The organism is Allorhizobium sp. GW101-3B10 (assembly GCF_059424725.1).
The window spans coordinates 161393-185176 of the sequence record NZ_JBWKZR010000001.1 but is presented as its reverse complement, the minus strand read 5'-3'; the positions used below and the strand labels follow the sequence as shown (position 1 = coordinate 185176).

Here is a 23784-nt window from a genome sequence, read left to right as displayed (position 1 = left end):
GGTGCCCAAAGTCGCAAAGTATTTTTACGATCCGTTAATCTGGAATCGCCAAGATTTTGCCATATATCGGCTCCTCCTTGGGTGATTCGAAGTAATGTCAAATGACTACGCTGATTCTAATGTACTAAAATTAGAGAATGCTACAAACATTCGAAATATATCCCAACTCCATCCCGAAATAATGACCGCACTGTCCGGCACGAAACCTGTGGTGATCGACCTTGCCGGCGAGCCCGAGGTGGACCTCAGTTTCATTCAGCTGGTGGAGTCGGCACGGCTCTATGCCGGCGCACACGGCAAGGCGCTGACACTGGCGCAACCGGCCAGCGGTTCACTTCTGGACGTACTCGAACGTGCCGGCTTCATCGAAACCGCGTCGCATGAGGACGCACTGTTCTGGCTTCACAAGGGATCCGTCCAATGAGCGCACACATTCTGACTGTCGACGATTCGGCGAGCATTCGCATGACAACGAAAATCGCGCTGTCGAACGCCGGCTACACGGTGACCGAAGCGGTTGACGGCGCCGACGGCATCGCCAAGCTGTCCGCCGGCGCGTTCGACCTGATCGTCACCGACCTGAACATGCCGAACATGGACGGACTGACCATGATCCGGGAACTGCGCAAGATGCCGGCCCACACCGGCGTACCGGTCATCTTCCTCACCACGGAATCCGATGGCGAGATCAAGAGCCAGGCCAAGGCCGCCGGCGCCACCGGCTGGCTTACCAAGCCCTTCGATCCGGAAAACCTCGTCAAGATCACCAGGAAAGTCCTCGGCAAATGAGTGACACCGATCCGATTGCCGTCTTTCTCACGGAGGCCGCCGAACTTCTCGAGCAGATCGAGATTGGCCTTCTCGACCTGACCCGCAGGCTCGACGACAAGGATCAGATCGACGCGGTCTTCCGCGGCCTTCACACCCTCAAGGGCTCGGGCGCCATGTTCGGCTTCGACGCCCTTGCGGCGTTTACCCACCACTGCGAGACGGCCTTCGATCGCGTCCGCAAGGGCGACGTGCCGGCAAGCCAGGAACTGGTCGCGGCCGTGCTGGCGGCCCAGGACCATATGCGGGCCCTGATCGAGACGCCGCATGGCGATCACGAGGACAAGAGCAGCACCCTGCTGAGTTCGCTGCACGCCGCCGTCAACGGCAGCGCCGGCGCCCCTGTAGCCGCCTCGCCTGAGCCCACGCCGACCGCAGCCGTCGATCAGGACGGCGCCGATCGCGCCGGCTGGACGATCCGTTTCCGCCTTCCGGCCAATGCCATGGCCAACGGCACCAATCCTCTCGGCCTGCTCGACGAACTGCGCGATCTCGGCGAATGCCGCATCGCCGTCGACAAGAGCAAGCTGCCGCCGCTCGACAGTCTCAATCCGTCCGACATCCATCTCGGATGGACCGCCGAACTGCTGACCGATGCCGACCGCGCGGCCATCAAAGACGTGTTCATCTTCGTCATGGACGAGATGGAACTGGCGATCGAACCGATCCTTCGCGAGGCGAAGCCGGCCGAGATTGCCGCGGAGACGACACGCGAAACGGCACCCGCACCGGCCGTGGAAGCCGCAGCAAAGCCCGCGACACCGGCAGCGGCTCCGCCGCCGCAAGCCGCAGCGACCGACCAGAAGCAGGCGAAGGCCTCCGAAAATGTCCGCGTTCCGGCCGAGCGCCTCGACGAGCTGATGGACCGCGTCGGTGAACTGGTGATTGCCCAGTCGCGCCTTTCCCAGCTTGCCGATGCCAGCATCGAGATCCAGCTTCGCGCCGTGTCGGAAGACATCGAGCGACTGTCGGGAGAACTGCGCGACACGATGATGGTTCTGCGCATGATGCCGGTCGCCAGCCTGTTCGGCCGCTTCCGCCGCCTGGTGCACGACCTCTCCCGTGAGACGGGCAAGGTCATCGAACTCGAGACCGAAGGCGAGACCACCGAAGTCGACAAGACCGTCATCGACCGCCTTGCCGATCCGCTGGTCCATCTGGTGCGCAACTCGATCGACCATGGCCTGGAAACGCCGGACGAGCGCCGCGCCGCCGGCAAGCCGGAGGCGGGCCATGTGCGTCTGTCGGCGCGCCAGTCGGGCGGCGAAGTGATCATCACCGTCAAGGATGATGGCCGCGGCATCAACCGCGAGAGGGTGCGCGCCAAGGCCGAATCTTCGGGCCTCATCCAGCCTGGCGCGTCTCTGAGCGACCAGGAACTGTTGCAGCTGATCTTCCAGCCGGGCTTCTCCACCGCCCAGCAGATCACCAATCTCTCCGGCCGCGGCGTCGGCATGGATGTCGTCAAGAAGACCGTCGAGGCCCTGCGCGGCGCGATCGAAGTCACCAGCACGCCCGGCAACGGGTCGGAAATCGCCCTTCGCATCCCGCTGACGCTCGCCATCATCGACGGCCTGCTGGTGCGCGTCGGCACCGGCGCCTACGTCATACCACTCTCCGCGGTTGAGGAATGCCTGGAGCTTTCGCCGGAGGACGACCTGCGCTCGCGCGGCCGCAGTTTCATCTCGCTGCGGGACAGCCTCGTCCCGTTCATCCGGCTGAGAGAACTCTTCAACACCCGGACGCAGCCGGATCCGTTCCAGAAGATCGTCGTCATTTCGACCGGCTCGGAACGGGTCGGCCTTGTCGTCGATCAGATCATCGGGGATCACCAGACGGTGATCAAATCGCTTTCCAAGCTTCACCACGACGTCGCGACCTTCTCGGGCGCCACCATCCTCGGCGATGGCAGCGTGGCACTCATTCTGGACGTCGCCCACCTGGTGGCGGCCGGACAACAACAGGAGGCGCAGTTGCGCGCGGCCGGATGATGCAGACAGCAGCTCAGCAGACCACCGCTCAATGGGGCGACAATGAAGAACGTGAGGTCCTGACCTTCGACCTCGCCGGCGAGACCTTCGCCTTCGACGCCACGATGGTTCAGGAAATCCTCGACCTGCTGCCGGAAACGGCAGTCCCCGGCGCCCGACCCTTCGTCGGCAGCGTCATCAATTTTCGCGGCAAAGTCATTCCGCTGGCCGACATCCGTCTGGCATTCGGCATGGAGGCGACGAAGCCGACCATCGACAGTCGGATCATCGTCGCCGAGCTGGACATAGAGGGCGAGTCCACCCTGGTCGGCGTGCGCACGGACAAGGTGCACGAGGTGACGACGCTCAATCGGGCGGCGCGGGAAAATCCGCCGAGCATCGGCATGCGCTGGCGGGCGGACTACATCGACTGCCTCGTCAAGCGGGGGGCGGACTTTGTGATCATTCCAAACTTGAACGAAATTTTCTCGGCCAAGCGAGACGCCTCCACGGCGGCTTGAGCCAACGGATCTTCAGAGGGGTAAGATGCGCGTGACTATCAAATTGAAACTATCGATCGCTTTTGCGGCGATCATCCTGATGCTGGTGGGCATCACGCTCTATGGGATCACGAGTCTGAGCACGATCAATTCGTCGGCTGAGCAACTTGTCACAGGCAATGTCAAGCGCCTGGAATACGCCTTGCGCGTGACGACGGAACAGGCCGAAACCGTTCGCGCCCAGAAGAATGCGCTTCTCGCCGAAACCCGCGAGGAAGTCGAGGACTACTACAAGAAGGCGGACGTCCATATCGACGCGCTTCTCAATTACGCCCGCGAATCGCTGGCAGTAGCCTCCGAGACGGGACGTCCGAGCTGGCAGCGTACAGTTGAACTCGGCGAAACGCTCAAGTCTCTCAACGGAAAGATGAGAGACCTGCATCTGAGCGGCAACATGCTCGCAGCCAAGGACATCTCGACAGGTGAACTGCGCAAGATGTTGCCGGAAATCGCCGAGCTGGCCTATGCCAGCGTGGACCGCAATGCGACAGCGCTCTCCACGGCCGTGGAGGCCAATCAGAACCTCTACGCAGATACGCGCACACTGCTTACGGGCGTTGCCGGCGTGGCAGTCGTGATCGCCGTCGGTGCTGCGATCTGGCTTTCGCTTTCGATCAGCCGCGGCCTCGGCCGCGCCGTCAGCGTCGTTCGCGATGTTGCCGAAGGGGATCTGACCCGGACAGCTGCCATTACCAGCCGCGACGAAATCGGCGAACTGCTGGGCTATGTCAACAGCATGGTGGAGCGTCTGCGGGGCGTCGTCGCCGATGCGCTGTCGGCCTCCGACAACGTGTCGTCCGGCAGCCAGGAACTGTCGGCAAGCTCCGAGCAGCTGAGCCAGGGTGCGACCGAACAGGCAGCCTCGGCCGAAGAGGCCTCCGCCTCGATGGAGCAGATGGCCGCCAACATCAAGCAGAACGCCGACAACGCCGCCCAGACGGAAAAGATCGCACGCCAGTCGGCCAAGGATGCCGAAACCAGCGGCGATGCCGTCAACCGCGCCGTGGCGGCCATGCGCACGATTGCCGAGAAGATCTCGATCGTCCAGGAAATCGCCCGCCAGACCGACCTGCTCGCCTTGAACGCTGCGGTCGAAGCCGCCCGTGCCGGCGAACACGGCAAGGGCTTTGCCGTCGTCGCCTCCGAAGTGCGCAAGCTGGCCGAGCGCTCGCAGTCGGCCGCGGCCGAGATCAGCGCCATGTCGGGCGAGACGGTCCAGTCGGCGCAGAATGCCGGCGAGATGCTGAACCGGCTGGTGCCGGACATCCGCAAGACCGCCGAACTGGTGGCCGAGATCTCCGCGGCCTGCCGCGAGCAGGACATCGGGGCTGCCCAGATCAACGAGGCCATCCAGCAGCTCGACAAGGTGACCCAGCAGAATGCCGGCGCCTCGGAAGAAATGTCGGCGACCTCGGAGGAACTGGCGGCCCAGGCCGAAGAGCTGCAGAGCTCGATCGCCTTCTTCAAGGTCGACAATGCCGCCCGCGGCATTCAGCCGAAGCCGGTCGCGACCCCCGCACGATCCGCAGCGGCGGCAAAGACGCAGACCCGTCCGGCACTGCGGCAGGCCAGCCCTACGGTCGCCGCCCAGCAGGCGCGGGTCAAGGGTTTTGCCCTCGACCTCAGCATGGGCGGACCGGACGCCACGGACCGGGAATTCAAGGAGAGCGCTTAGGCGTTCTCCGGGAGGAGTGAGACCGTGCGGCGCCCTAGAGGGGGGCGCCGCAGCCAGGACCCGCGTGTGTATGCGCTGGGACCGCAAGTGCCGGAAAGCCATCGAAGCAAGAGGTGAATGGATCGCCTCCCTTCCTTGAAACGCCGGCTTGCCACCAGCACCGCGACAGACACCTGTCGCTCCATCCACCGATTCACACACGGGACACGGGAACATGCGTTTTACCATCAAACTCAAGCTCGCGATCGCCTTTGGCTTTCTCATCCTCATGCTGGTCGGCACCGCCGGCTATGGCATCTTCAGCCTTGCCAGTTCCAAAGCCGGCATGGACGAGGTCATCGACGGCACGGTGGCGCGACTCGACCGCATGCAGCAGTTGAATGCCATTTCCCTTGCGACCGTACGCGCCCAGAAGAACATGATCCTGGCGACGACGCCGCAGGAATTGGAGAGCTTTGTCCAGGCAAGCAACGAGAGCCGCGCCGAGTTCCGCCAGATCTTCGAAGAAATGGCCTCGACCGCAAGCGCAGCGACCCGCGACTTCTGGCAGGAATTGCGCTCGAACGTCGACAAGTTCGAAGCGAGCGACAGCCGCATTCAGGAACTCGTCCGCAACGGCAACACCGCAGCGGCGACCCAGTCCTCCGCGAACGAAGGCCGCGATGCCGCCAACGCCCTGACCAAGAAACTCGAAGAGGGCGTGCAAATCAACCGTGACCGCCTGCAGGAGGCCAAGGCCACGACCGACTCCGACTACGCCACGACCCGCACGCTGCTGATCGCCATCTCCGTCATCTCCACGTTGGTGGCCGCGATCACCGCCGTCTGGATCGCATTCGGCATTAGTGCCGGCCTGCGCAAGATCATGGCAGTGGCCGAAGCGGTGGCGATCGGCGATCTCGACCAGAACGTCGAGATGAAGACCAATGACGAGATCAAGGATCTGGTCGATACGATCAATCGCATGACCTCCAACCTGAAGGAAATGGCGACCGTCGCCGAGAAGATCGCCGAGGGCGATCTGATGGTCACGCCGAAGCCGCAGTCCGACAAGGACACGCTGGGTCTGGCCCTTGCCAGCATGGTGGAGCGTCTGCGGGGCGTCGTCGCCGATGCGCTGTCGGCCTCCGACAACGTGTCGTCCGGCAGCCAGGAACTGTCGGCAAGCTCCGAGCAGCTGAGCCAGGGTGCGACCGAACAGGCAGCCTCGGCCGAAGAGGCCTCCGCCTCGATGGAGCAGATGGCCGCCAACATCAAGCAGAACGCCGACAACGCCGCCCAGACGGAAAAGATCGCACGCCAGTCGGCCAAGGATGCCGAAACCAGCGGCGATGCCGTCAACCGCGCCGTGGCGGCCATGCGCACGATTGCCGAGAAGATCTCGATCGTCCAGGAAATCGCCCGCCAGACCGACCTGCTCGCCTTGAACGCTGCGGTCGAAGCCGCCCGTGCCGGCGAACACGGCAAGGGCTTTGCCGTCGTCGCCTCCGAAGTGCGCAAGCTGGCCGAGCGCTCGCAGTCGGCCGCGGCCGAGATCAGCGCCATGTCGGGCGAGACGGTCCAGTCGGCGCAGAATGCCGGCGAGATGCTGAACCGGCTGGTGCCGGACATCCGCAAGACCGCCGAACTGGTGGCCGAGATCTCCGCGGCCTGCCGCGAGCAGGACATCGGGGCTGCCCAGATCAACGAGGCCATCCAGCAGCTCGACAAGGTGACCCAGCAGAATGCCGGCGCCTCGGAAGAAATGTCGGCGACCTCGGAGGAACTGGCGGCCCAGGCCGAAGAGCTGCAGAGCTCGATCGCCTTCTTCAAGGTCGACAATGTCGCCCGCGGCATCCAGCCCAAGAAGGTGGCAGCGGCCCGCCCCGCCCCCGTCGCCAAGGCGCCGGTTCGCCCGGTCCAGAAGGCTTCGACCAGCGTTGCCGCCCAGCAGGCGCGGGTCAAGGGTTTTGCCCTCGACCTCAGCATGGGCGGACCGGATGCAACCGACAGCGAATTCAAGGAGAGCGCATGATGGCCGGCATGTCCGAGGAAGCCCAGTTCGTCACCTTTGCGCTCGGCAAGGAAGTCTTTGCCGTTCCGGTCCAGGTGGTGCGCGAAATACTCGACTACGAGGAGCTGTTCCGCATTCCCAACGGACCGGACTATCTGCTCGGGCTGCGCGACGTGCGCGGCCAGGGCGTGCCGACCATCGATCTGAGGCTCAAGCTCGGTCTTCCCAAGACCGAGCCCACCCCCAACACCCGCGTCCTGGTTCTCGACATCCCGCTCGAATCCCGCATGCTGTCGCTCGGCATGGTCGCCGACCGGGTGTTCGAAGTGATCCCGTTCCGCAAAAGCCAGATCGAGGCCGCCCCGGAGATCGGCGTTCGCTGGAGTTCGGACTACATTGCCGGCGTCGTCCGCCGCGATGAAGGCTTCGTCGTCATCGTCGATCTCGCCCGGCTTCTGTCGAGCGGCGATACCGCCCTGCTCTCCGCCCGTAACGCCGCCTGACCTGACTGGAACCCATGCATGTCTGCAGTCGCCACCGTTGCCTGCGTCGAAGACCACATCAGCAAACGCAATTTCGACCAGCTCGCGCGCTTCATCTATGACTACAGCGGCATCAAGATGCCGCCGACCAAACTAACCATGCTGGAAGGCCGGCTGCGCCGCCGTTTGCGGGCGACCGGCATTTCCAGCTTCGACGACTATTGCGACTACCTGTTCAAGCATGGCGGGCTCGAGCAGGAGAAGGTCTTCCTGATCGACGCCGTCACCACCAACAAGACGGACTTCTTCCGCGAGCCGAACCACTTCGCCTATCTGCGCGATCATGCCCTGCCGAAACTGGCCGCGCGGGACCTCAGGCGTTTCCGGATCTGGAGTTCGGCCTGCTCGACCGGCGCCGAACCCTATACGATCGCCATGGTGCTCGACGCCTTCACCGACGACAACCCGCAGCAGGACTATGCGATCCTGGCGACCGACCTCAGCACCGACGTGCTGCAGACCGCGCGCCGCGGCATCTACAGCACCGATATGGTCGCCCCCGTTCCGCCGGAACTGCGCGAGCGCTATGTGATGACGCCGCTCGATGCGCACCGTCGCGAGGTCCGTATCCATCACGCGCTCCGCTCCAAGGTCGGCTTTGCCCGCCTCAACCTGATGGATCCGAGCTATGGCGTCGGCGACCCTATGCACATCATCTTCTGCCGCAATGTGCTGATCTATTTCGACAAGCCCACGCAGCAACGCGTCCTGTCCCGCCTCATCGAATGCCTGGCGCCCGGAGGCTATCTGTTCATCGGGCATTCGGAGACGGTATCGGGCTTCGACCTTCCGATCCGCCAGGTGGCCAACACCGTCTTCGAAAAGGTCTGACACAGCTATATGGCCAAGAAAGTCCGTGTCCTCATCATCGATGATTCCGCTAGCGTCCGGCAGACACTGAGCCGCGTTCTCGAGGCCGACCCGGAAATAGAGGTCAGCGGCACGGCATCGGACCCGTTCATGGCGGCGAGAAAGATCCAGGAAGAGATCCCGGACGTCATCACGCTCGATGTCGAAATGCCGCGCATGGACGGTATCACCTTCCTGCGCAAGCTGATGGCGCAGCGCCCAATTCCGGTCGTCATGTGCTCGTCCCTGACGGAACAGGGATCGGAAACGCTGCTCCAGGCTCTGGAAGCCGGCGCCGTCGACGTAATCCTGAAGCCAAAGATCGGCGCGGCCGATCACTTGGCGGAAGCCGGCATGCGGATCTGCGAGGTGGTGAAGAGCGCCGCCCATGCCCGCGTCATCGGTAGGGTCAGGCGCAGCGCCGCAATGAGCGGCCCGGCGGCAAAGCTGACCGCGGATGTGGTCCTGCCGCCGCCCACCGGCCGGGCCATGGCCAAGACCACGGAAATGGTGATTTGCGTCGGTGCATCGACCGGCGGGACGGAAGCGCTGCGCGACTTTCTCGAACAGCTCCCGGCCAATGCGCCGGGCATCGTCATCGTCCAGCACATGCCGGAGAGATTTACCGCCGCCTTCGCCAAGCGGCTGAACACGCTGTGCGAGATGGAGGTCAAGGAGGCCGTCGACGGCGATCCCGTCTTGCGCGGCCACGTGCTGATTGCGCCCGGCGACCACCACATGCTGCTGGAACGGCAGGGCGCGCGCTATCATGTCTCCGTGCGCTCCGGCCCGCTGGTGTCGCGGCACCGGCCGTCGGTCGACGTGCTGTTCCGGTCGGCAGCACGGGCCGCCGGGGCCAATGCCATGGGCGTCATCATGACCGGCATGGGCGATGACGGCGCGCGCGGCATGGCCGAGATGCATGACGCCGGCGCCTATACCATCGCTCAGGACGAGGCGACTTCGGTCGTCTACGGCATGCCCAAGGAGGCCGTGGCGCGCGGCGGCGTCGACAAGGTCGTGCCGCTCGACCAGATCGCCCACGAGATCCTCGCGGCGGACCGTCGCCGCTAGCCGCCACAGGCCGACAATTCGCGGGCGTCCTTCAACATCCATTAACCATAAATGGCGGAACATCAGGGCTGAGAAGGCGCCCGTCTTGGACGGGCTGCGATTCGTTCGGACACCCGGAGTAGCGACAATGCCGGTCATCACCTTTGCCAATACCAAGGGCGGCGCGGGAAAGACCACCGCGGTCCTGCTGCTCGCGACCGAGCTCGAGCAGATGGGCTTCCGGGTCACCGTCCTCGATGCCGATCCGCAATACTGGATCACCCGCTGGCGCGAGAATTCCGCGGACAAGACAACGGTCAAGGTCATCCCCTATGTCACCCTGGCCTCGCTCGAAAGACACATCCAGGAAAGCCGCAGCGAATCCGACTACGTTCTGATCGACCTGCCCGGTGCCCGCACGCCGCTGCTCGCCAAGGCGATCGGCTATTCGAACCACGTGCTGATCCCGATCCAGGGCTGTTCGATGGACGCCCAGGGCGGCGCGCACGTGATCGAGCTGATGCAGTATCTGGCCGACAAGGGCAATATCCACATCCCCTTCTCGGTCGTCCTGACCCGCGTCAACTCGATGGTCACGACGCGCGCCCTGCAGACCGTCAAGGCCTTGCTGGCCGAGCGCCACGTCAACGTAATGGATACGCCGATCATCGAGCGATCCGCCTTCCGCGACGTGTTCGACTGCGGCGGCACGCTCCATACGCTCACCGCCGGCCGCGTCAGCAATCTGGAGAAGGCTCGGGAAAACGCGCGCGCCTTCGCCGATGAAGTGCTGATGCACGAGGCGTTGCGCTGCCGCAGGCTGCAGCTCGGCAAGGCCGCCTCGCTGCGCGCGGTCGCCTGACCGGAAACGGCTCTCGGAGCAGACCAAAGCCAATTGGTCGTAGCCTCACCTCGCGTCCGGTGACGCCCCCCCGGCCATGCGGACCCGGGCACTGTCGAAATCGACCTCGATCGCCTCGAGCAGGCAGGCCTCGGCCTCGGCGACCTTGCCGGCTTCCACCGACTGCACCAGGTTGCGCCGCTTGAGGACGGCGGTCTCGTAGAAGCTGTCGTCGTCGCGCCCCTCCCCTTCCGGCATGGCCGCCGCGAGGGTGAATTCGGTGACGCCGAGAGCGGCGCGCAGCATCGGGTTCTGTGCCGCATCGGCAAGCACGCGATGAAGTTCGAGGGTGGCAAGGGCGAAGGAATCGGCCATGCCGCGCGACACGCTCATCTGCTGGAGCCAGTAGTAGAGCATGCGGATATGATCGGCGGTGCGAAGCTTCGCCGCGAGCCGCACGGTTTCCAGCTCGAGCAGCCGCCGCACGTCGAAGAGATAGCAGACGAAGACGGGGTCGAGCCCCGCTTCGAAATGCCAGAGCAGCACTTGGTGATCGAACAGCGCCCAGCGGCTTCTCGGCGAAACGCGCGTCCCCACCTTCGGTCGCGCCTCGACCAGGCCCTTGGCTTCCAGCGTCTTCAGCGCCTCCCGCAGGACCGTCCTCGAAACGCCGTACATGTCCATGAGTTCGGCGTCGCGCGGCAGGATGGAACCCACGGGAAAGCGGCCGGAGACGATGCCGGCCCCGATCTCGTTGATGATGAAGGAATGGAAATTGGCTGCAGCCGACCGCCCGGAGCGCGCGCGGATCAGACTGCCAGGTTCACTCATGTCTCAACTTCCAAAAACCCCTTGCGCGCACCGAAGATGCTGAAAAGACCAGCCGCTGCAATACGATGAAGACGAACAGCAGCGCGCCGATGACGATCTTCGTCCACCAGCTGGACAGCGTCCCGTCGAAGATGATGTAGGTCTGCACCAGCCCCTGCAGCATGACGCCGATGAAGGTCCCGAACACGAAGCCGTAGCCGCCGGTCAGCAATGTGCCGCCGATCACCACCGCGCCGATCGCATCGAGCTCCACGCCGACCGCCGCCAGCGGATAGCCGGCCGACGTATACAGCGAAAAGACGATGCCCGCGAGACCCGACAGGACCGCCGAAAGCGTATAGATAAGGATCGTGGTGCGCGCCACCGGCACGCCCATCAGTTGGGCGGACGTGGCATTGCCGCCGAGCGCATAGACGTAGGAGCCGAAGCGTGTGCGGTGCGCCAGCAGCGCGCCGGCGATGAAGACGAGGATCATCAGGCCGCCGATGAGGCTGATGCGCCCCCCGCCCGGCATCAGGAAATAGGCTGACGAGACGGTCGTGTAGAATTCATGGGTGACCGGGATCGAATCCTGCGTGATGACGGAGGCCACGCCGCGCGCCAGGAACATGCCGGCGAGCGTCACAATGAAGGATGGCACCTGCAGATAGTGGATCGCAGCCCCCATCGAGGCCCCGAAGGCCGCCGAAATCGCCAGCACGACGGCAAAGGCCACGAGCGGATGGAAGCCATACCAGGACACGAGCACCGCGATCATCACGCCGGTGAAGCCGATCACCGCGCCGACCGACAGATCGATACCTCCCGCCAGGATGACGAAGGTCATGCCGACTGCGGCGATGCCGAGAAAGGCGTTGTCGGTGAGGAAATTGCCCAGCACGCGCGTCGAAAACATGCCGGGATATTGCAGGACGCTGGCCGCATAGGCGAGCGCGAAGATCACGGCGGTGGCCATAAGGGGTCTGAGACTGCGGTTCATGAAGATTTTCCCGAAAGGAGGCGGCTGTTGCGCCGAGCCTCGATGAGCCTGCCTGCGAGCGGAGACTGCATCAGGAGGATGAGAATGATGACGCCGGCCTTGACCACGAGGTTGAATTCCGGCGGGAAGCCCGAGACCAGAATGCCCGTATTCATCGCCTGGATGATGATCGCGCCCATGACCGACATGGCGATCGAGAAGCGTCCGCCGAGCAGCGAGGTTCCGCCGATCACCACGGCCAGGATCGCGTCGAGCTCAAGCCACAGGCCGGCATTGTTGGCGTCGGCGCCGCGAATATCGCCGGCGATGATGATGCCGGAAATCCCGGCGCAGAGCCCTGAGAAGGTGTAGATCGACACCAGCAGCAGGCGGCTTCGGATGCCGGCGAGACTGGCGGCCACGCGGTTGACGCCGACGGCCTCGATGAACAGCCCGATCGCGGTGGATCGTACGGCGACGACGCTGGCAACCAGGAGCACTGCAGCGATGATCACCGGCATGGGCATGCCGAGGAAGGAACCGGTGCCGATGAAGATCAGCGCCGGGTCCGAGAAGGTGACGATCGAGCCCTCGGTAATGAGCTGCGCAATCCCGCGCCCCGCCACCATCAGCACAAGGGTGGCGACGATCGGCTGGATGGCGAAATAGGTGACGAGGATGCCGTTCCACAGCCCGCAGGCGAGGGCTGCGGCAAGCGCCGTGGGCACAGCCACATAGGTCGGATAACCTTCGGTCACCATGGTGGCCGCCACCGCGCCGGCAATGGCCATCACGGCGCCGACCGAAAGGTCGACGCCCTTGGTGGCGATGACCGCGGTCATGCCGATGGCGAGAATGGCAACCGGCACGCCGCGATTGAGAACGTCGATCACGCTGCCGAACAGACGTCCGTCCTGCCAGGTGACGTCGAAGAAACCCGGAAACAGCAGCCAGTTGATGAACAGCACGCCGAGAAGCGCAATGGTCTGCGGATTGAGTGCCCGCGCCAGATGCATGGATCTCATGCCGTTTCTCCCTCGGGTTGGGCGGCGATCGCCTGGACGATGACGGAAGGCGTGATCTCGTCGCCGCGCAGCTCCGCGACCATTTCCCGGTCGCGCATGACGACGACGCGCGAGGAATAGGCGACGATCTCGTCAAGTTCGGACGAAATGACCATCAGCGCGAGGCCGTCCTCGCGCAACCGGCTGATGGTGCGCACGATCTCGGCATGGGCGCCGACGTCGATGCCCCGGGTCGGTTCGTCGAGGATGAGGAAGGAAGGATCCGTCGCCAGCCAGCGGGCGAGAATGACCTTCTGCTGGTTGCCGCCGGAGAGAAGCTTCACCGGCATGTCATAGGAGTGCGCGCGAATATCGAGATCCTCGGCGAACTTGCCGGCGATCTCCATCTGTTCGTCGCGATTGAGCGTGCGGAACCAGCCGAGCTTGCCCTGAAGGGCGATGATGATGTTCTCCCTCACCGACAGGTCGCCGAGGATGCCCTCCGCCTTGCGGTCCTCGGGGCAGAAACCGAAACCGTGAGCGATTGCCTGGGCGGGGCTTTTCAGATCGACCCGCTTCTTGTCGACGCGGATTTCGCCGCTGTCCGTCTGGTCGATGCCGAACATCACGCGCGCCATTTCGGTGCGCCCTGAGCCGAGCAGCCCGGCCACGCCGACCACCTCGCCCTTGTGGATTCGGACGGAGAACGGCTTCACCTTGCCGACCTTGCCGCAAGCGTCGAACTCGACCATGGGAGGACCGGCTTCCCGTTCCTCTATGCCAGTGACGGCCGGCACGAAGGTCACGTCCTTGCCCAGCATCATGCGCACCACATCGGTCCGTGTCAGTCCGGCGAGCGGGCGGGTTCCGATGAGCTTGCCGTTCCTCAGGATCGTCACCCGGTCGGAGATCGCGAAGACCTGATCGAGGAAGTGAGTGATGAAGACGATCGCCAGGCCTTCGGCCTTGAGAGTGGCGATCACTTCGAACAGCCGGTCGACCTCTTGCTTGTCGAGGCTGGCGGTGGGCTCATCGAGGACAAGGACCTTGCCGGACAGTTCGACGGCGCGGCAGATGGCGACGATCTGCTGGACGGCGACGGAATAGCTGCCGAGTTCGGCCTCCACGTCGATATCGAGACCGTAGCGTGCCAGAAGCGTGCGGGCGTTCTTGGCGATCAGCGATTTGCGGACGAAACCGAAGCGCGTCGGCTGGTGCCCGAGATAGAGATTTTCCGCCACCGAGCGGTTGGGCAGGAGATTGACCTCCTGATAGACGGTGCCGATCCCGTAGGACTGCGCGTCGAGCGGATCGCGAAACTGCATGCGTTCCCCGTCGAGCACAACATCGCCGGCATCCGGCTGATAGGCGCCCGTCAGGATCTTGATGAGCGTCGACTTGCCGGCGCCGTTTTCCCCCAGAAGCGCATGGACTTCGCCGGGCCTCAGCCCGAAGTTCACGTCGTTCAGCGCGCGGTTCTGGCCGAAAATCTTGCTGACGCCTCGCGCCTCCAGCACGAATTCCGTGCCCGAGCCTTCATTGTCCATATGCTCCCCTCCGCTGATCGCGATATTTCGCCGTCCCACAACGCAATGCAAGGGGGTCGCCGGCAATGCCGGCGGCCCCCTCTCTGCTGCGTGCGGTCAGTAACCGAGACCCTTGCGGGCATCGTACTCGCCTTGGGGATTGTCGGCCGGCGTATAGAGCTTGGACTCGGTGATGATGAACTTCTCCGGAGCCTTGCCGTCCTTGAGATAGGCTTCGAGCGCGTCGAAGGCCGGGCCTGCCATGTTCGGCGTCAGCTCGACCGTGGCATTCGCCTCGCCGGCGGCCATGGCCGAGAAAATGTCCGGAACGGCGTCGATCGAAACGACGAGGATATCCGAACCGGGCTTCAGGCCGGCATCCTTGATCGCCTGGATGGCGCCGACCGCCATGTCGTCGTTATGGGCATAGACGGCGCAGATGTCCTTGCCGCCGTTTTCGGCCTTGATGAAGCCCTCCATGACTTCCTTGCCCTTAGCACGGGTGAAGTCGCCGGTCTGGCTGCGAACGATCGAGATGTTCGCCTTGCCGGCAATGGCCTCTTCGAAGCCCTTCTTGCGGTTGATCGCCGGGGTCGAGCCGACGGTGCCCTGAAGTTCGACGACCTTGCAGTCCTTGTCCTTGACGCTGTCGACCAGGAAGCGCCCGGCAACGCGGCCTTCCTCGACCTGGTCCGACGCGACCGAAGTCAGGTAGAGGTCCTCGGCGGCATCGACGCCGCGGTCGAGCAGGATGACCGGGATCTTGGCGTCCTTGGCTTCGCCGAGAACGGCATCCCAGCCGGTCGCGACGACGGGCGCCACCAGGATGGCGTCGACGCCCTGGGCGATGAAGCCGCGGATCGCCTTGATCTGGTTTTCCTGCTTCTGCTGCGCATCGGCGAATTTCAGGTCGATGCCGCGCTTTTCGGCTTCCATCTTGGTGACGGAGGTTTCCGCGGCGCGCCAGCCGGATTCGGAACCGATCTGCGAGAAGCCGACGGTCAGCCCTGCCGCGAGCGCCGTTGAAGACAGCATCGCGGTCATGCCCGCGACGAGCGCGAGCCTGGATAGAATAGACATTGATTTCCTCCCAAAAGAGCCGTTCCCGCCCTCCGCAGGTCCGGCATGAAGGGACGCTATCAATAGTACTATTATATGTAAATATTCATACCAAAAACGTGTATATGCATTGCACCGCAACCTTTAAATGCAGACGTTTCGTGACTGTCGCTCCGGCCCACATCCGCTATAAAGCTCGGCACCAAGAGCGATCAGGAGAGCAGCCGTGGAAACCACCGAAATCAGCAACCGTAGCGACTTTGCCCTGTGGGCGATCCAGCGCGCCCAGGAAATCGTGACGATCGAAGGCGCGGCTTTCGCCATGGCGGCACGGGACATGAACGAGGAAGCGCTGGCGACCTCGGCTGCAGAACTCGGGCAGGCCATTGCCGACGCCATGCTGGAAGTGTTCGACGGATTGCTGGCCGACTAGTTCTCTTCTTACCCCCCAACTTTCTCAATTGAACGCCCGCGGCGCCAGTCGCGGCATCGGCACACTTTACACTTGAATTGACCACCCATATGTGAAAGATAAATTCAAATAAGAATTCAGACCCTCATGCGCTCGGGAATGCGCAGGGTCCGCCGATCGACGGCGCTATGGGAGGATTTGAGACATGCAGGAAGAAGGCGGCCTGCCGCTTGAAGGTCTGACGGTGGTCGACATGAGCCAGTTTCTGTCGGGCCCCTATTGCTCGCTGCGACTGCTGGACCTCGGCGCCCGGGTCATCAAGATCGAGCGCCCGGATGGCGGCGACCTGTCCCGTCGGCTTTATCTCAGCGACACCGAAGTCGGCGGCGACTCGACGATCTTCCACGCGATCAACCGGGGCAAGGAAAGCCTCGGCATCGACCTGAAGAACCCCGACGACCTCGCCTTTCTGCGCAGGCTTCTGACACGCGCCGACGTGCTGATCCAGAATTTCCGCCCCGGCGTCATCGAACGGCTCGGACTGGACTACGTGGCGGTGAAGGCCATCAACCCGAAGATCGTCTATGCCTCGATCAGCGGCTACGGCGAGCAAGGCCCCTGGGTCATGCGCCCCGGCCAGGATCTGCTGGCGCAGGCCCGCTCCGGCGTCATGTGGCTGAACGGCGACGAGGGCGAAGGCCCGGTGCCGCTCGGCCTTTCGATCGCCGACATGCTCGCCGGCGCCAATGCCTGCCAGGGCATTCTGGCCGCCCTCGTGCGCCGCGGCATTTCCGGCAAGGGTGCGCATGTGCAGACGAGCCTGCTGGAAAGCCTCGTCGACCTGCAGTTCGAACTGCTGACCACGCATCTCAACGATGGCAGGCGGCTTCCCAAGCGATCGAGCTTCCGCAACGCCAATGCCTACCTGTCCGCGCCCTATGGGGTCTATCCCACGGCCGACGGCTATCTGGCAATTGCGATGACCCCGATCGGCCGTCTGCAGGACCTGCTCGGCATCGAGGCGCTTGCACCCTTCCGCGACGACGCCAAGTCCTGGTTCACCCGCCGCGACGACATCAAGAGGATCATTGCGGACCACATTGCCACCGACACGGTAGACCACTGGCTTTCGATCCTCGAACCGGCCGACATCTGGTGCTCCAAGGTGCTCGACTGGCCGGAACTGCTCGACAGCGAGGGCTTCAAGCTGCTGGACATGCTGCAGACCGTGACCCGCGAGGACGATGTGTCGATCGGCACCACCCGCTGTCCGGTCCGGGTCAACGGCGAACGGCCGAAGGGCAGCCGTGCTGCGCCGCTGGTCGGCGAGCACACGGCCCGGATCAGGGCGGAGTTTGCCCAATGAGCGGGATCCGCCTGAAGGGCATGACCTGGAGCCATCCGCGCGGCTATGACCCGATGGTCGCCTGCTCGGTCGACTGGCGCGAAAAGACAGGCGTCGAGATCGAATGGGACAAGCGCTCCCTGCAGGATTTCGAGAGCTTTCCCGTCGAAGAACTGGCGCGCCGGTATGACCTGATCGTCATCGACCACCCCCATGTCGGTCAGATCACCGCGGAGGGCTGCCTCGCCCCCCTCGACCTGCCCGAACGCGCTACGGAATTCGCCGACCTCGCGGCAGGCTCCGTTGGCGCATCCTTCCCGAGCTACAACTGGCAGGGTCGCCAGTGGGCCTTCCCGATCGACGCGGCGACCCAGGTTCTCGCCTATCGACCCGACCTGATCGGCACGGCTCCGACCCGCTGGGCCGAGGTGGTGGATCTGGCGCGGGCCGGCCTTGTCCTGCTGCCGCTTCGCCCCCCGCATTCGCTGATGAGCCTGTTTTCGCTGACCGGCAATCTCGGCCACCCCTGCGCGGTCGAAAGGGACAGCCCCTTCGTCGACGCTGAGGCCGCAACCGCGGCGGTCGAGATGATCCGGGAGCTTGCCGCCGTGATCGATCCGGCCTGCCTGACCATGGACCCGATCGCCGTGCTGGACCGTATGGGCGAGCGCCATTCGCCGATTGCGGTGTCCCCGCTGATCTACGGCTATGTGAGTTACTCGCTGGACGGATTCCGCGACCGCCGCATCGCCTTCACCGACATGGCGGTGGCCGGCAAAGGCGGTCCCGTCGGCTCGGCGCTGGGCGGCACCGGCATTGCCGTTTCCGCCTTCGGCGCCAACCGGCAGGCGGCGATCGACTTTGCCTACTGGATTGCCGGCGGAGCGGTTCAGGCCGACCGCTACTGGCGCTCCGGTGGCCAGCCCGGACACGCTGCCGGATGGGAGAGCGCGGACGCCAATGCCGCCACGTTCGACTTCTATCGCGGCACGCGGGCGACGCTCGAAGGCGCCTGGCTGCGTCCTAGGCACAATGGCTACATGCCCTTCCAGGAGGCGGCCTCGCACATCGTCAACGACGCCGTCACCGGCGCGATCTCCGTGCGCACGGCAATCGATCGCTTGAACGACGGATTTCGGGCGAGCTTTCGCGACTAGCGCGTGGCTGGCTCTGACACGGTGTCGGCGTCAGAGTTTCCAGAGCGCCCGGGCATTGCCGGAGAGAACGCGGCTTCGCTCCTCCAAGCTCACGCCGGACAGCAGCGCATGCGTGGCGCCGATCCAGGTGGACAGCCCGCCGCCGAGCGTGCAGACCGGCCAGTCGCTGCCCCAGACCATGCGGGAAAAGCCGAAGCTTTCCGCCACCTGGCCGAAATAGGGTTTCAGATCTTCCAGCGTCCAGTCTTGCGCGCCATAGGCGGGCAGTCCGGAGAGCTTGACCGTGACGTTCGGCCGTTGGGCGATCTCGGCGATCGGCCCCTTCCACACGTCGAACCCGCCGCCCTTGACGTCCGGCACGCCGCAATGGTCGAGCACGAAGGAGACATCCGGTGCCAGATCGATGAGCGCCATCGCCTTGACGAGTTGATGCGGCAGGACGCAGAGGTCGAAGGTCAGGCCGGTGCCGGCAAGACGTTTGATGTTCTCGCGGAACAGCGCCGCCTCGGACAGAACGTCCGGCGCCACGTGCAGCACGCGACGAAAGCCCTTCACAAAGGGATTGGCGTGCACACGCTCGAGATAGGCGGCAAAGTCCGGATCTTCCGGCCGGCACGAGGCGATGGCCCCGGCCAGCAGGCTTCCGTCCTGGCCGGCGAGTTCGGCGACGAGATCCGTCTCCCGCTCGATCTGGTCCGGCGCCACATCGACCTCCATGTGCAGAACCGAGACGATGCCGAGCCGGCGCGCTTCGCGCTCATAGAGGTCGTAGGTGAAGTCGGCGTCGAGCGGAGGCACTGACGAGAGCCAGGGATAGGCAAGCCGGCTGCGGTAGATCAGATGCAGATGGGTGTCGACGATCATTCGGGCATCCTCCTCGAAACCGGCGGAAAGGTGCCACAGAAGAACCATCTATTCAAATACGAAATTTCGGCCTCAGCGAGCTTCGGTCGTGAAGTCCGAACCGGCCATTTCCGACAGCTTGCGGGTCGTCTCGACCACGAGCTGAATCGTGTTGGTGATGTCGGGCGCGCCGGGTGCATTGATCAGCGTGATATAGGGCACGGTCAGCGCCGCGATCGCCTTGCCGTCGGCTCCCAGGACCGGTGCGGACAGGTTGATGACACCTGCCGTCTGGGCGCTCGGCATCATCTCGTAGCCACGGCTGCGGATCTGGTCGAGACGGGCCATGAATTCCGGCGTGACCTTGGCCTGGTCGCCACTGCTGCCGAGGTTCTCGGCGATCATCATCTCGCGCTCCTCCTTGGTCCGGAAGGCCAGCAGCACATGACCAGAACCGGTGTCGAACAGGCTGATCCGCGAACCGACGCGGATCGAGATACCCCAGTATCCAGGCGCTTCCTGCTGGGCAATGACCACCGGATAGCCCCGATCGAACACCACCAGCTGGTTGGCCTGGCGGGTGGCCTCGGCCAGCTCCCGCATTAGCGGAATGGCAAAGGACGCCAGCCGGCGCACCGGTGCGTGCAGCTGGGCAAGGCCGAACAGCTTGAGCGTCAGCGCGAAGCGGTCGCCGTCGATGCGGGTGACATAGCCACGCTTCACCAGGCGGTCGAGCATGCGGTAGAATTCATTGGTGCTGCGATCCAGCCGCTTGGCGATTTCCGCCTGGGTCAGCCCGCCGTCCACCGCCGCCAGCAGCTCGAGAATATCCAGGCCCTTGTCGAGCGCCGGCGCGCGATAGCGGTCATTCTCGTCTTCGGTCACGGCGCGATCCCCTTCAGTGAAGCACTCCTTTCATATACGCAGAAATGAGCCCTCGCAATACTTTGCGCTTGACGCTAGATGAATAAATGGTTTGTATATGAATGAAGCTCTTATTGGTGAGGGCTGAGGCGTGAGCCACTTGGGAGGAGAAAATGCCAAAGCTTTTGACCGGCGTAGCAGCCGGCGCATTGATGTGTGCTTGGGCGGGAACGGTCGGCGCGGCCGATCTGCCCGGCAAGTTTGACGGCGTCACGATCGACGCCAAGCTGATCGGCGGACAGCAGTACGAAGCCCTCTACGCCCGCATCGCCGAATGGGAGAAGGCGACGGGCGCCAAGGTCAACGTCATTTCCAAGAAAAACCATTTCGAACTCGACAAGGAGATCAAGTCGGACATCGCCACGGGCAGCATTTCCTGGTGCGTCGGTTCCAACCACTCCTCGTTCGCCCCGCAATACCCGGACATCTACACCGACCTGTCGGTTCTCGTGCCGAAGGAAGAGGTCGACGCCTTCGTGCCGGCCAACATCAAGGCCTCGACGCTCGACGGCAAGCTGGTCATGCTGCCGCGCGCCCAGTTCGACGTGTCCGCCCTCTACTACCAGAAGAGCCTCTATCAGGACGAAGCCAAGAAGACCGCCTTCAAGGCGAAGTACGGCTATGACCTCGCTCCGCCAGACACCTGGGCCCAGGTGACCGACCAGGCGACCTTCTTCTCCAGTCCGCCGGACTTCTACGGCACGCAGTTCGCCGGCAAGGAAGAGGCGATCAACGGCCGCTTCTATGAAATGGTCGTCGCCGAAGGCGGCGAATATCTCGACGCCGATGGCAAGCCCGCCTTCAACTCCGAAGCCGGCATCCGCGCCCTCGACTGGTTCGTCAATCTCTACAAGGCCAAGGCCGTTCCGGCCGGCACGACCAACTATCTCTGGGACGACCTCGGCCAGGGCTTTGCCTCCGGCACCATCGCGGTCAACCTCGACTGGCCTGGCTGGGCGACCTTCTTCAACGACCCGAAGTCGTCCAAGGTCGCCGGCAATGTCGGCGTGAAGGTTCAGCCGGCCGGTTCGTCCGGCAAGCGTACCGGCTGGTCCGGCCACCACGGCTTCTCGGTCACGGAAAGCTGCGCCAACAAGGATGCCGCCGCCTCACTCGTCTGGTTCCTCACCAACGAGGACAGCCAGAAGCTCGAAGCGGCCGCCGGCCCGCTGCCGACCCGCACCGCGGTCTGGGAATGGGATATCGCCGAAGCGGCGAACGATCCCTACAAGAAGGAAGTCCTGAGCGCCTTCCAGGAAGCCGCCCAGCACGCCTTCCCGGTTCCGCAGACCCCGTCGTGGATCGAGATCTCGAACGCCGTCTACCCGGAACTCCAGGCCGCCATCCTCGGTGACAAGACCTCCAAGGAAGCCCTCGACGCCGCGGCGCAGAAGGCAACCGAGATTCTCGAAGAAGCGGGCGAGCTGTAAGGCAGAGTCCGCCCCTCATCCGCCTGCCGGCACCTTCTCCCCGTTCTGACGGGGAGAAGGGATATGCAGCACCCTTACCGCGAAACAGACATCGTCGTGGTCGTCCCCTCTCCCCGCTTGCGGGGAGAGGGTTAGGGTGAGGGGCATTTCGCAACCCTTGCGGAGCACTCCGTGACCACGAAACAGATCAGACCAAAAGCATACAGGAGAGGCATTTCATGAAAGGCTGGAGAATCCCGGCACCCGTCCTGCTTCTGCTGCCCGCATTCGTCGTCCTGGCAGCCGTCGTCATCGTCCCTCTCCTTCTGTCGCTCTATTCGAGCTTCACCGCCTTCCGGCTGACGCAGCCGGCGTCGCTCTATACGCTGGTCGGCTTCCGCAACTATGCGCGCATCCTGACCGACTGGGAGTTCTGGACGGCATTCGGCCGCACGGTCCTGCTGCTGACCGTTGCCCTCAACGTCGAGATGCTGCTTGGCCTCGGTCTTGCCATGCTGGTCGAGAAGGCATCGAGGGGCCAGCGGGTGCTGAGAACCATCATGATGTTCCCGATGATGTTCTCGCCCATCCTCGTCGGCTTCCAGTTCAAGTTCATGTTCAACGACAATATCGGCCTGATCAACAATGCCCTGCAGTCGCTCGGCCTCACCGATCAGGCGATCCCGTGGCTGATCGACGGCAAGCTTGCCTTCTGGGCGATCCTGGTGGCCGAGATCTGGTCGTCCACCTCGGTCTTCGCCATCCTGATCCTCGCCGGCCTGCTCGCCATGCCGAAGGAACCGCTGGAGGCGGCCCGCGTCGACGGCTGCACACCCTTCCAGACCTTTCGCTACGTCACCTGGCCCTTCATCATGCCCTTTGCCTATATCGCCATGACCATCCGCTCGCTCGACGTCGCCAGAGCCTACGACATCGTCAAGATCATGACGGATGGCGGCCCGGCCAAGCGCACCGAGCTTCTCTGGACGCTGGTTTCGCGCACCGCCTATTCCGACGCCCGCATGGGGCTCGCCAATGCCATGGCCTATTTCGCCATCCTCCTGTCGATCCTATTCACCGTCTATTTCTACCGGAAGCTGGCGGCAGCCCGCACCCAGATCGCCGCGGAGTGGTGAGATGAACGAGAACTCAACCGCCCGCCTGAAATCGCTGGCCCTCTCGGCCGTGCACAAGATCACGCTGTTCGTGGCGATGACCATCATCTGCCTGCCGGGTCTCTGGATCGTGCTCTCCTCCTTCCGTCCGACGGTGGAGATCATGGCCAAGCCCCCGGTCTGGATCCCTGAGGACCTGTCGCTCGACGCCTATGTCGCGATGTTCTCCGGCATCGGCCAGGGCGGCATTCCGGTCATCGAATATTTCCGCAACTCGCTGATCATCTCGGTCACCTCGACCGTGATCTCGCTCGCCATCGGCATGGCCGGCGGCTATGCCTTTGCCCGTTATCGCTTCAAGGCGAAGTCGGCGATCTTCCTCGGCCTGATGCTGACCCGTACGGTTCCCGGCATCGCGCTCTCCCTGCCGCTGTTCTTCGTCTATGCCCGCCTCGGCATCATCGACACGCATTTCGGCCTGATCCTCGTCTATGTGGCGCTCAACGTGCCCTTCACCATCTGGCTGATCGACGGCTTCTTCCGCCAGGTGCCGAAGGATCTCGCCGAAGCCGCCCAGATCGACGGCTGCACGCGCTGGCAGGCCTTCTGGCAGGTCGAGTTTCCGCTCGCCGGCCCCGGCATCGCATCGGCCGGCATCTTCGCCTTCCTCACCTCGTGGAACGAGTTCGCGCTCGCCTCGCAGCTCACCCGTTCCGTCACCTCCAAGACCCTGCCGGTCGGCCTGCTCGACTATACCGCGGAGTTCACCATCGACTGGCGCGGCATGTGCGCGCTCGCCGTGGTGATGATCATCCCGGCCCTCGTGCTCACCTTCATCGTGCAGAAGCATCTCGTTTCCGGCCTCACCTCCGGTGCAGTCAAAGGATAGA

Annotated in this window: 23 protein-coding genes; 16 read left to right on the top strand and 7 right to left on the bottom strand. The window is 63.9% G+C overall.

Annotated elements, in window-relative coordinates:
- Positions 1-94: 94 nt before the first annotated feature.
- From AC07Y0_RS00905 to AC07Y0_RS00860, 10 genes are all read left to right on the top strand, one after another.
- Positions 95-424 carry an STAS domain-containing protein gene (locus AC07Y0_RS00905; RefSeq protein WP_498673620.1) on the top strand — a complete coding sequence of 110 codons (330 nt, stop codon included), beginning with the start codon at positions 95-97 and terminating at the stop codon, positions 422-424.
- Positions 421-789, top strand: a complete 369-nt coding sequence (locus tag AC07Y0_RS00900; RefSeq protein WP_454747220.1) for a response regulator — start codon at positions 421-423, stop codon at positions 787-789. Before AC07Y0_RS00905 ends, AC07Y0_RS00900 begins: the two co-directional genes overlap by 4 nt.
- Positions 786-2819, top strand: a complete 2034-nt coding sequence (locus AC07Y0_RS00895; protein WP_498673618.1) for a chemotaxis protein CheA — start codon at positions 786-788, stop codon at positions 2817-2819. Before AC07Y0_RS00900 ends, AC07Y0_RS00895 begins: the two co-directional genes overlap by 4 nt.
- Positions 2816-3319, top strand: coding sequence for a chemotaxis protein CheW (locus tag AC07Y0_RS00890; RefSeq protein WP_498673616.1), 504 nt, complete (start codon positions 2816-2818; stop codon positions 3317-3319). Before AC07Y0_RS00895 ends, AC07Y0_RS00890 begins: the two co-directional genes overlap by 4 nt.
- A 25-nt stretch (positions 3320-3344) precedes the next feature.
- The gene (locus tag AC07Y0_RS00885; RefSeq protein WP_498673614.1) at positions 3345-5033 is read left to right on the top strand and encodes a methyl-accepting chemotaxis protein; all 1689 of its coding nucleotides are present in this window, start codon (positions 3345-3347) and stop codon (positions 5031-5033) included.
- 214 nt (positions 5034-5247) lie between these two features.
- Positions 5248-7047 (top strand): methyl-accepting chemotaxis protein, encoded by a 1800-nt coding sequence (locus tag AC07Y0_RS00880; protein ID WP_498673612.1) that lies wholly within the window; start codon positions 5248-5250, stop codon positions 7045-7047.
- Positions 7047-7529 (top strand): chemotaxis protein CheW, encoded by a 483-nt coding sequence (locus AC07Y0_RS00875; protein ID WP_498673610.1) that lies wholly within the window; start codon positions 7047-7049, stop codon positions 7527-7529. The genes AC07Y0_RS00880 and AC07Y0_RS00875 overlap by 1 nt, the downstream gene beginning before the upstream one ends.
- Positions 7530-7547: 18 nt before the next feature.
- Complete coding sequence (locus AC07Y0_RS00870) at positions 7548-8399, top strand: CheR family methyltransferase (protein WP_498673608.1); 852 nt, start codon at positions 7548-7550, stop codon at positions 8397-8399.
- 9 nt (positions 8400-8408) lie between these two features.
- Complete coding sequence (locus AC07Y0_RS00865) at positions 8409-9491, top strand: protein-glutamate methylesterase/protein-glutamine glutaminase (protein WP_498673607.1); 1083 nt, start codon at positions 8409-8411, stop codon at positions 9489-9491.
- 127 nt (positions 9492-9618) lie between these two features.
- A complete protein-coding gene (locus tag AC07Y0_RS00860) occupies positions 9619-10332 on the top strand; it encodes an AAA family ATPase (protein ID WP_498673604.1) in 714 nt (237 codons plus the stop codon).
- A gap of 45 nt (positions 10333-10377) precedes the next feature.
- Here AC07Y0_RS00860 and AC07Y0_RS00855 read toward each other — a convergent pair whose 3' ends face one another.
- The 5 genes from AC07Y0_RS00855 to ytfQ form a co-directional block, all read right to left on the bottom strand.
- On the bottom strand, positions 10378-11142 hold the full coding sequence (locus AC07Y0_RS00855) for a FadR/GntR family transcriptional regulator (RefSeq protein WP_498673602.1): 765 nt from the start codon (positions 11140-11142) through the stop codon (positions 10378-10380).
- Positions 11135-12121, bottom strand: coding sequence for a galactofuranose ABC transporter, permease protein YjfF (yjfF, locus tag AC07Y0_RS00850; protein WP_498673600.1), 987 nt, complete (start codon positions 12119-12121; stop codon positions 11135-11137). Before yjfF ends, AC07Y0_RS00855 begins: the two co-directional genes overlap by 8 nt.
- Complete coding sequence (locus AC07Y0_RS00845) at positions 12118-13125, bottom strand: ABC transporter permease (RefSeq protein ID WP_498673598.1); 1008 nt, start codon at positions 13123-13125, stop codon at positions 12118-12120. Before AC07Y0_RS00845 ends, yjfF begins: the two co-directional genes overlap by 4 nt.
- A complete protein-coding gene (locus tag AC07Y0_RS00840; protein WP_498673596.1) occupies positions 13122-14651 on the bottom strand; it encodes a sugar ABC transporter ATP-binding protein in 1530 nt (509 codons plus the stop codon). The genes AC07Y0_RS00845 and AC07Y0_RS00840 overlap by 4 nt, the downstream gene beginning before the upstream one ends.
- 96 nt (positions 14652-14747) lie before the next feature.
- A complete protein-coding gene (gene ytfQ / locus AC07Y0_RS00835; RefSeq protein WP_498673594.1) occupies positions 14748-15710 on the bottom strand; it encodes a galactofuranose ABC transporter, galactofuranose-binding protein YtfQ in 963 nt (320 codons plus the stop codon).
- Between the two features lie 205 nt (positions 15711-15915).
- Here ytfQ and AC07Y0_RS00830 point away from each other — a divergent pair, with 205 nt between their 5' ends.
- The 3 genes from AC07Y0_RS00830 (at position 15916) to AC07Y0_RS00820 (ending at position 18603) form a co-directional block, all read left to right on the top strand.
- Positions 15916-16122: a hypothetical protein gene (locus tag AC07Y0_RS00830; protein ID WP_028739212.1), complete on the top strand. Its 207-nt coding sequence runs from the start codon at positions 15916-15918 to the stop codon at positions 16120-16122.
- A 184-nt stretch (positions 16123-16306) separates the two neighbouring features.
- On the top strand, positions 16307-17467 hold the full coding sequence (locus tag AC07Y0_RS00825) for a CaiB/BaiF CoA transferase family protein (RefSeq protein ID WP_498673591.1): 1161 nt from the start codon (positions 16307-16309) through the stop codon (positions 17465-17467).
- Complete coding sequence (locus AC07Y0_RS00820) at positions 17464-18603, top strand: extracellular solute-binding protein (protein WP_498673589.1); 1140 nt, start codon at positions 17464-17466, stop codon at positions 18601-18603. The genes AC07Y0_RS00825 and AC07Y0_RS00820 overlap by 4 nt, the downstream gene beginning before the upstream one ends.
- A 30-nt stretch (positions 18604-18633) precedes the next feature.
- On the opposite strand, the gene AC07Y0_RS00815 is transcribed toward AC07Y0_RS00820, so the two are convergent.
- The gene (locus AC07Y0_RS00815; protein WP_498673587.1) at positions 18634-19467 is read right to left on the bottom strand and encodes an amidohydrolase family protein; all 834 of its coding nucleotides are present in this window, start codon (positions 19465-19467) and stop codon (positions 18634-18636) included.
- A 72-nt stretch (positions 19468-19539) separates the two neighbouring features.
- On the bottom strand, positions 19540-20331 hold the full coding sequence (locus AC07Y0_RS00810) for an IclR family transcriptional regulator (protein ID WP_498673585.1): 792 nt from the start codon (positions 20329-20331) through the stop codon (positions 19540-19542).
- A gap of 152 nt (positions 20332-20483) precedes the next feature.
- On the opposite strand from AC07Y0_RS00810, the gene AC07Y0_RS00805 reads away from it, so the two are divergent.
- The 3 genes from AC07Y0_RS00805 to AC07Y0_RS00795 all read left to right on the top strand — a co-directional run bounded on the left by AC07Y0_RS00805 (position 20484) and on the right by AC07Y0_RS00795 (position 23783).
- Positions 20484-21800 carry an ABC transporter substrate-binding protein gene (locus tag AC07Y0_RS00805; RefSeq protein WP_498673582.1) on the top strand — a complete coding sequence of 439 codons (1317 nt, stop codon included), beginning with the start codon at positions 20484-20486 and terminating at the stop codon, positions 21798-21800.
- A 218-nt stretch (positions 21801-22018) separates the two neighbouring features.
- Entirely contained in the window at positions 22019-22915 is an 897-nt protein-coding gene (locus tag AC07Y0_RS00800; RefSeq protein ID WP_498673580.1) for a carbohydrate ABC transporter permease, read from the top strand.
- A 1-nt stretch (position 22916) separates the two neighbouring features.
- A complete protein-coding gene (locus AC07Y0_RS00795) occupies positions 22917-23783 on the top strand; it encodes a carbohydrate ABC transporter permease (protein WP_498673578.1) in 867 nt (288 codons plus the stop codon).
- Position 23784 lies beyond the last annotated feature (1 nt).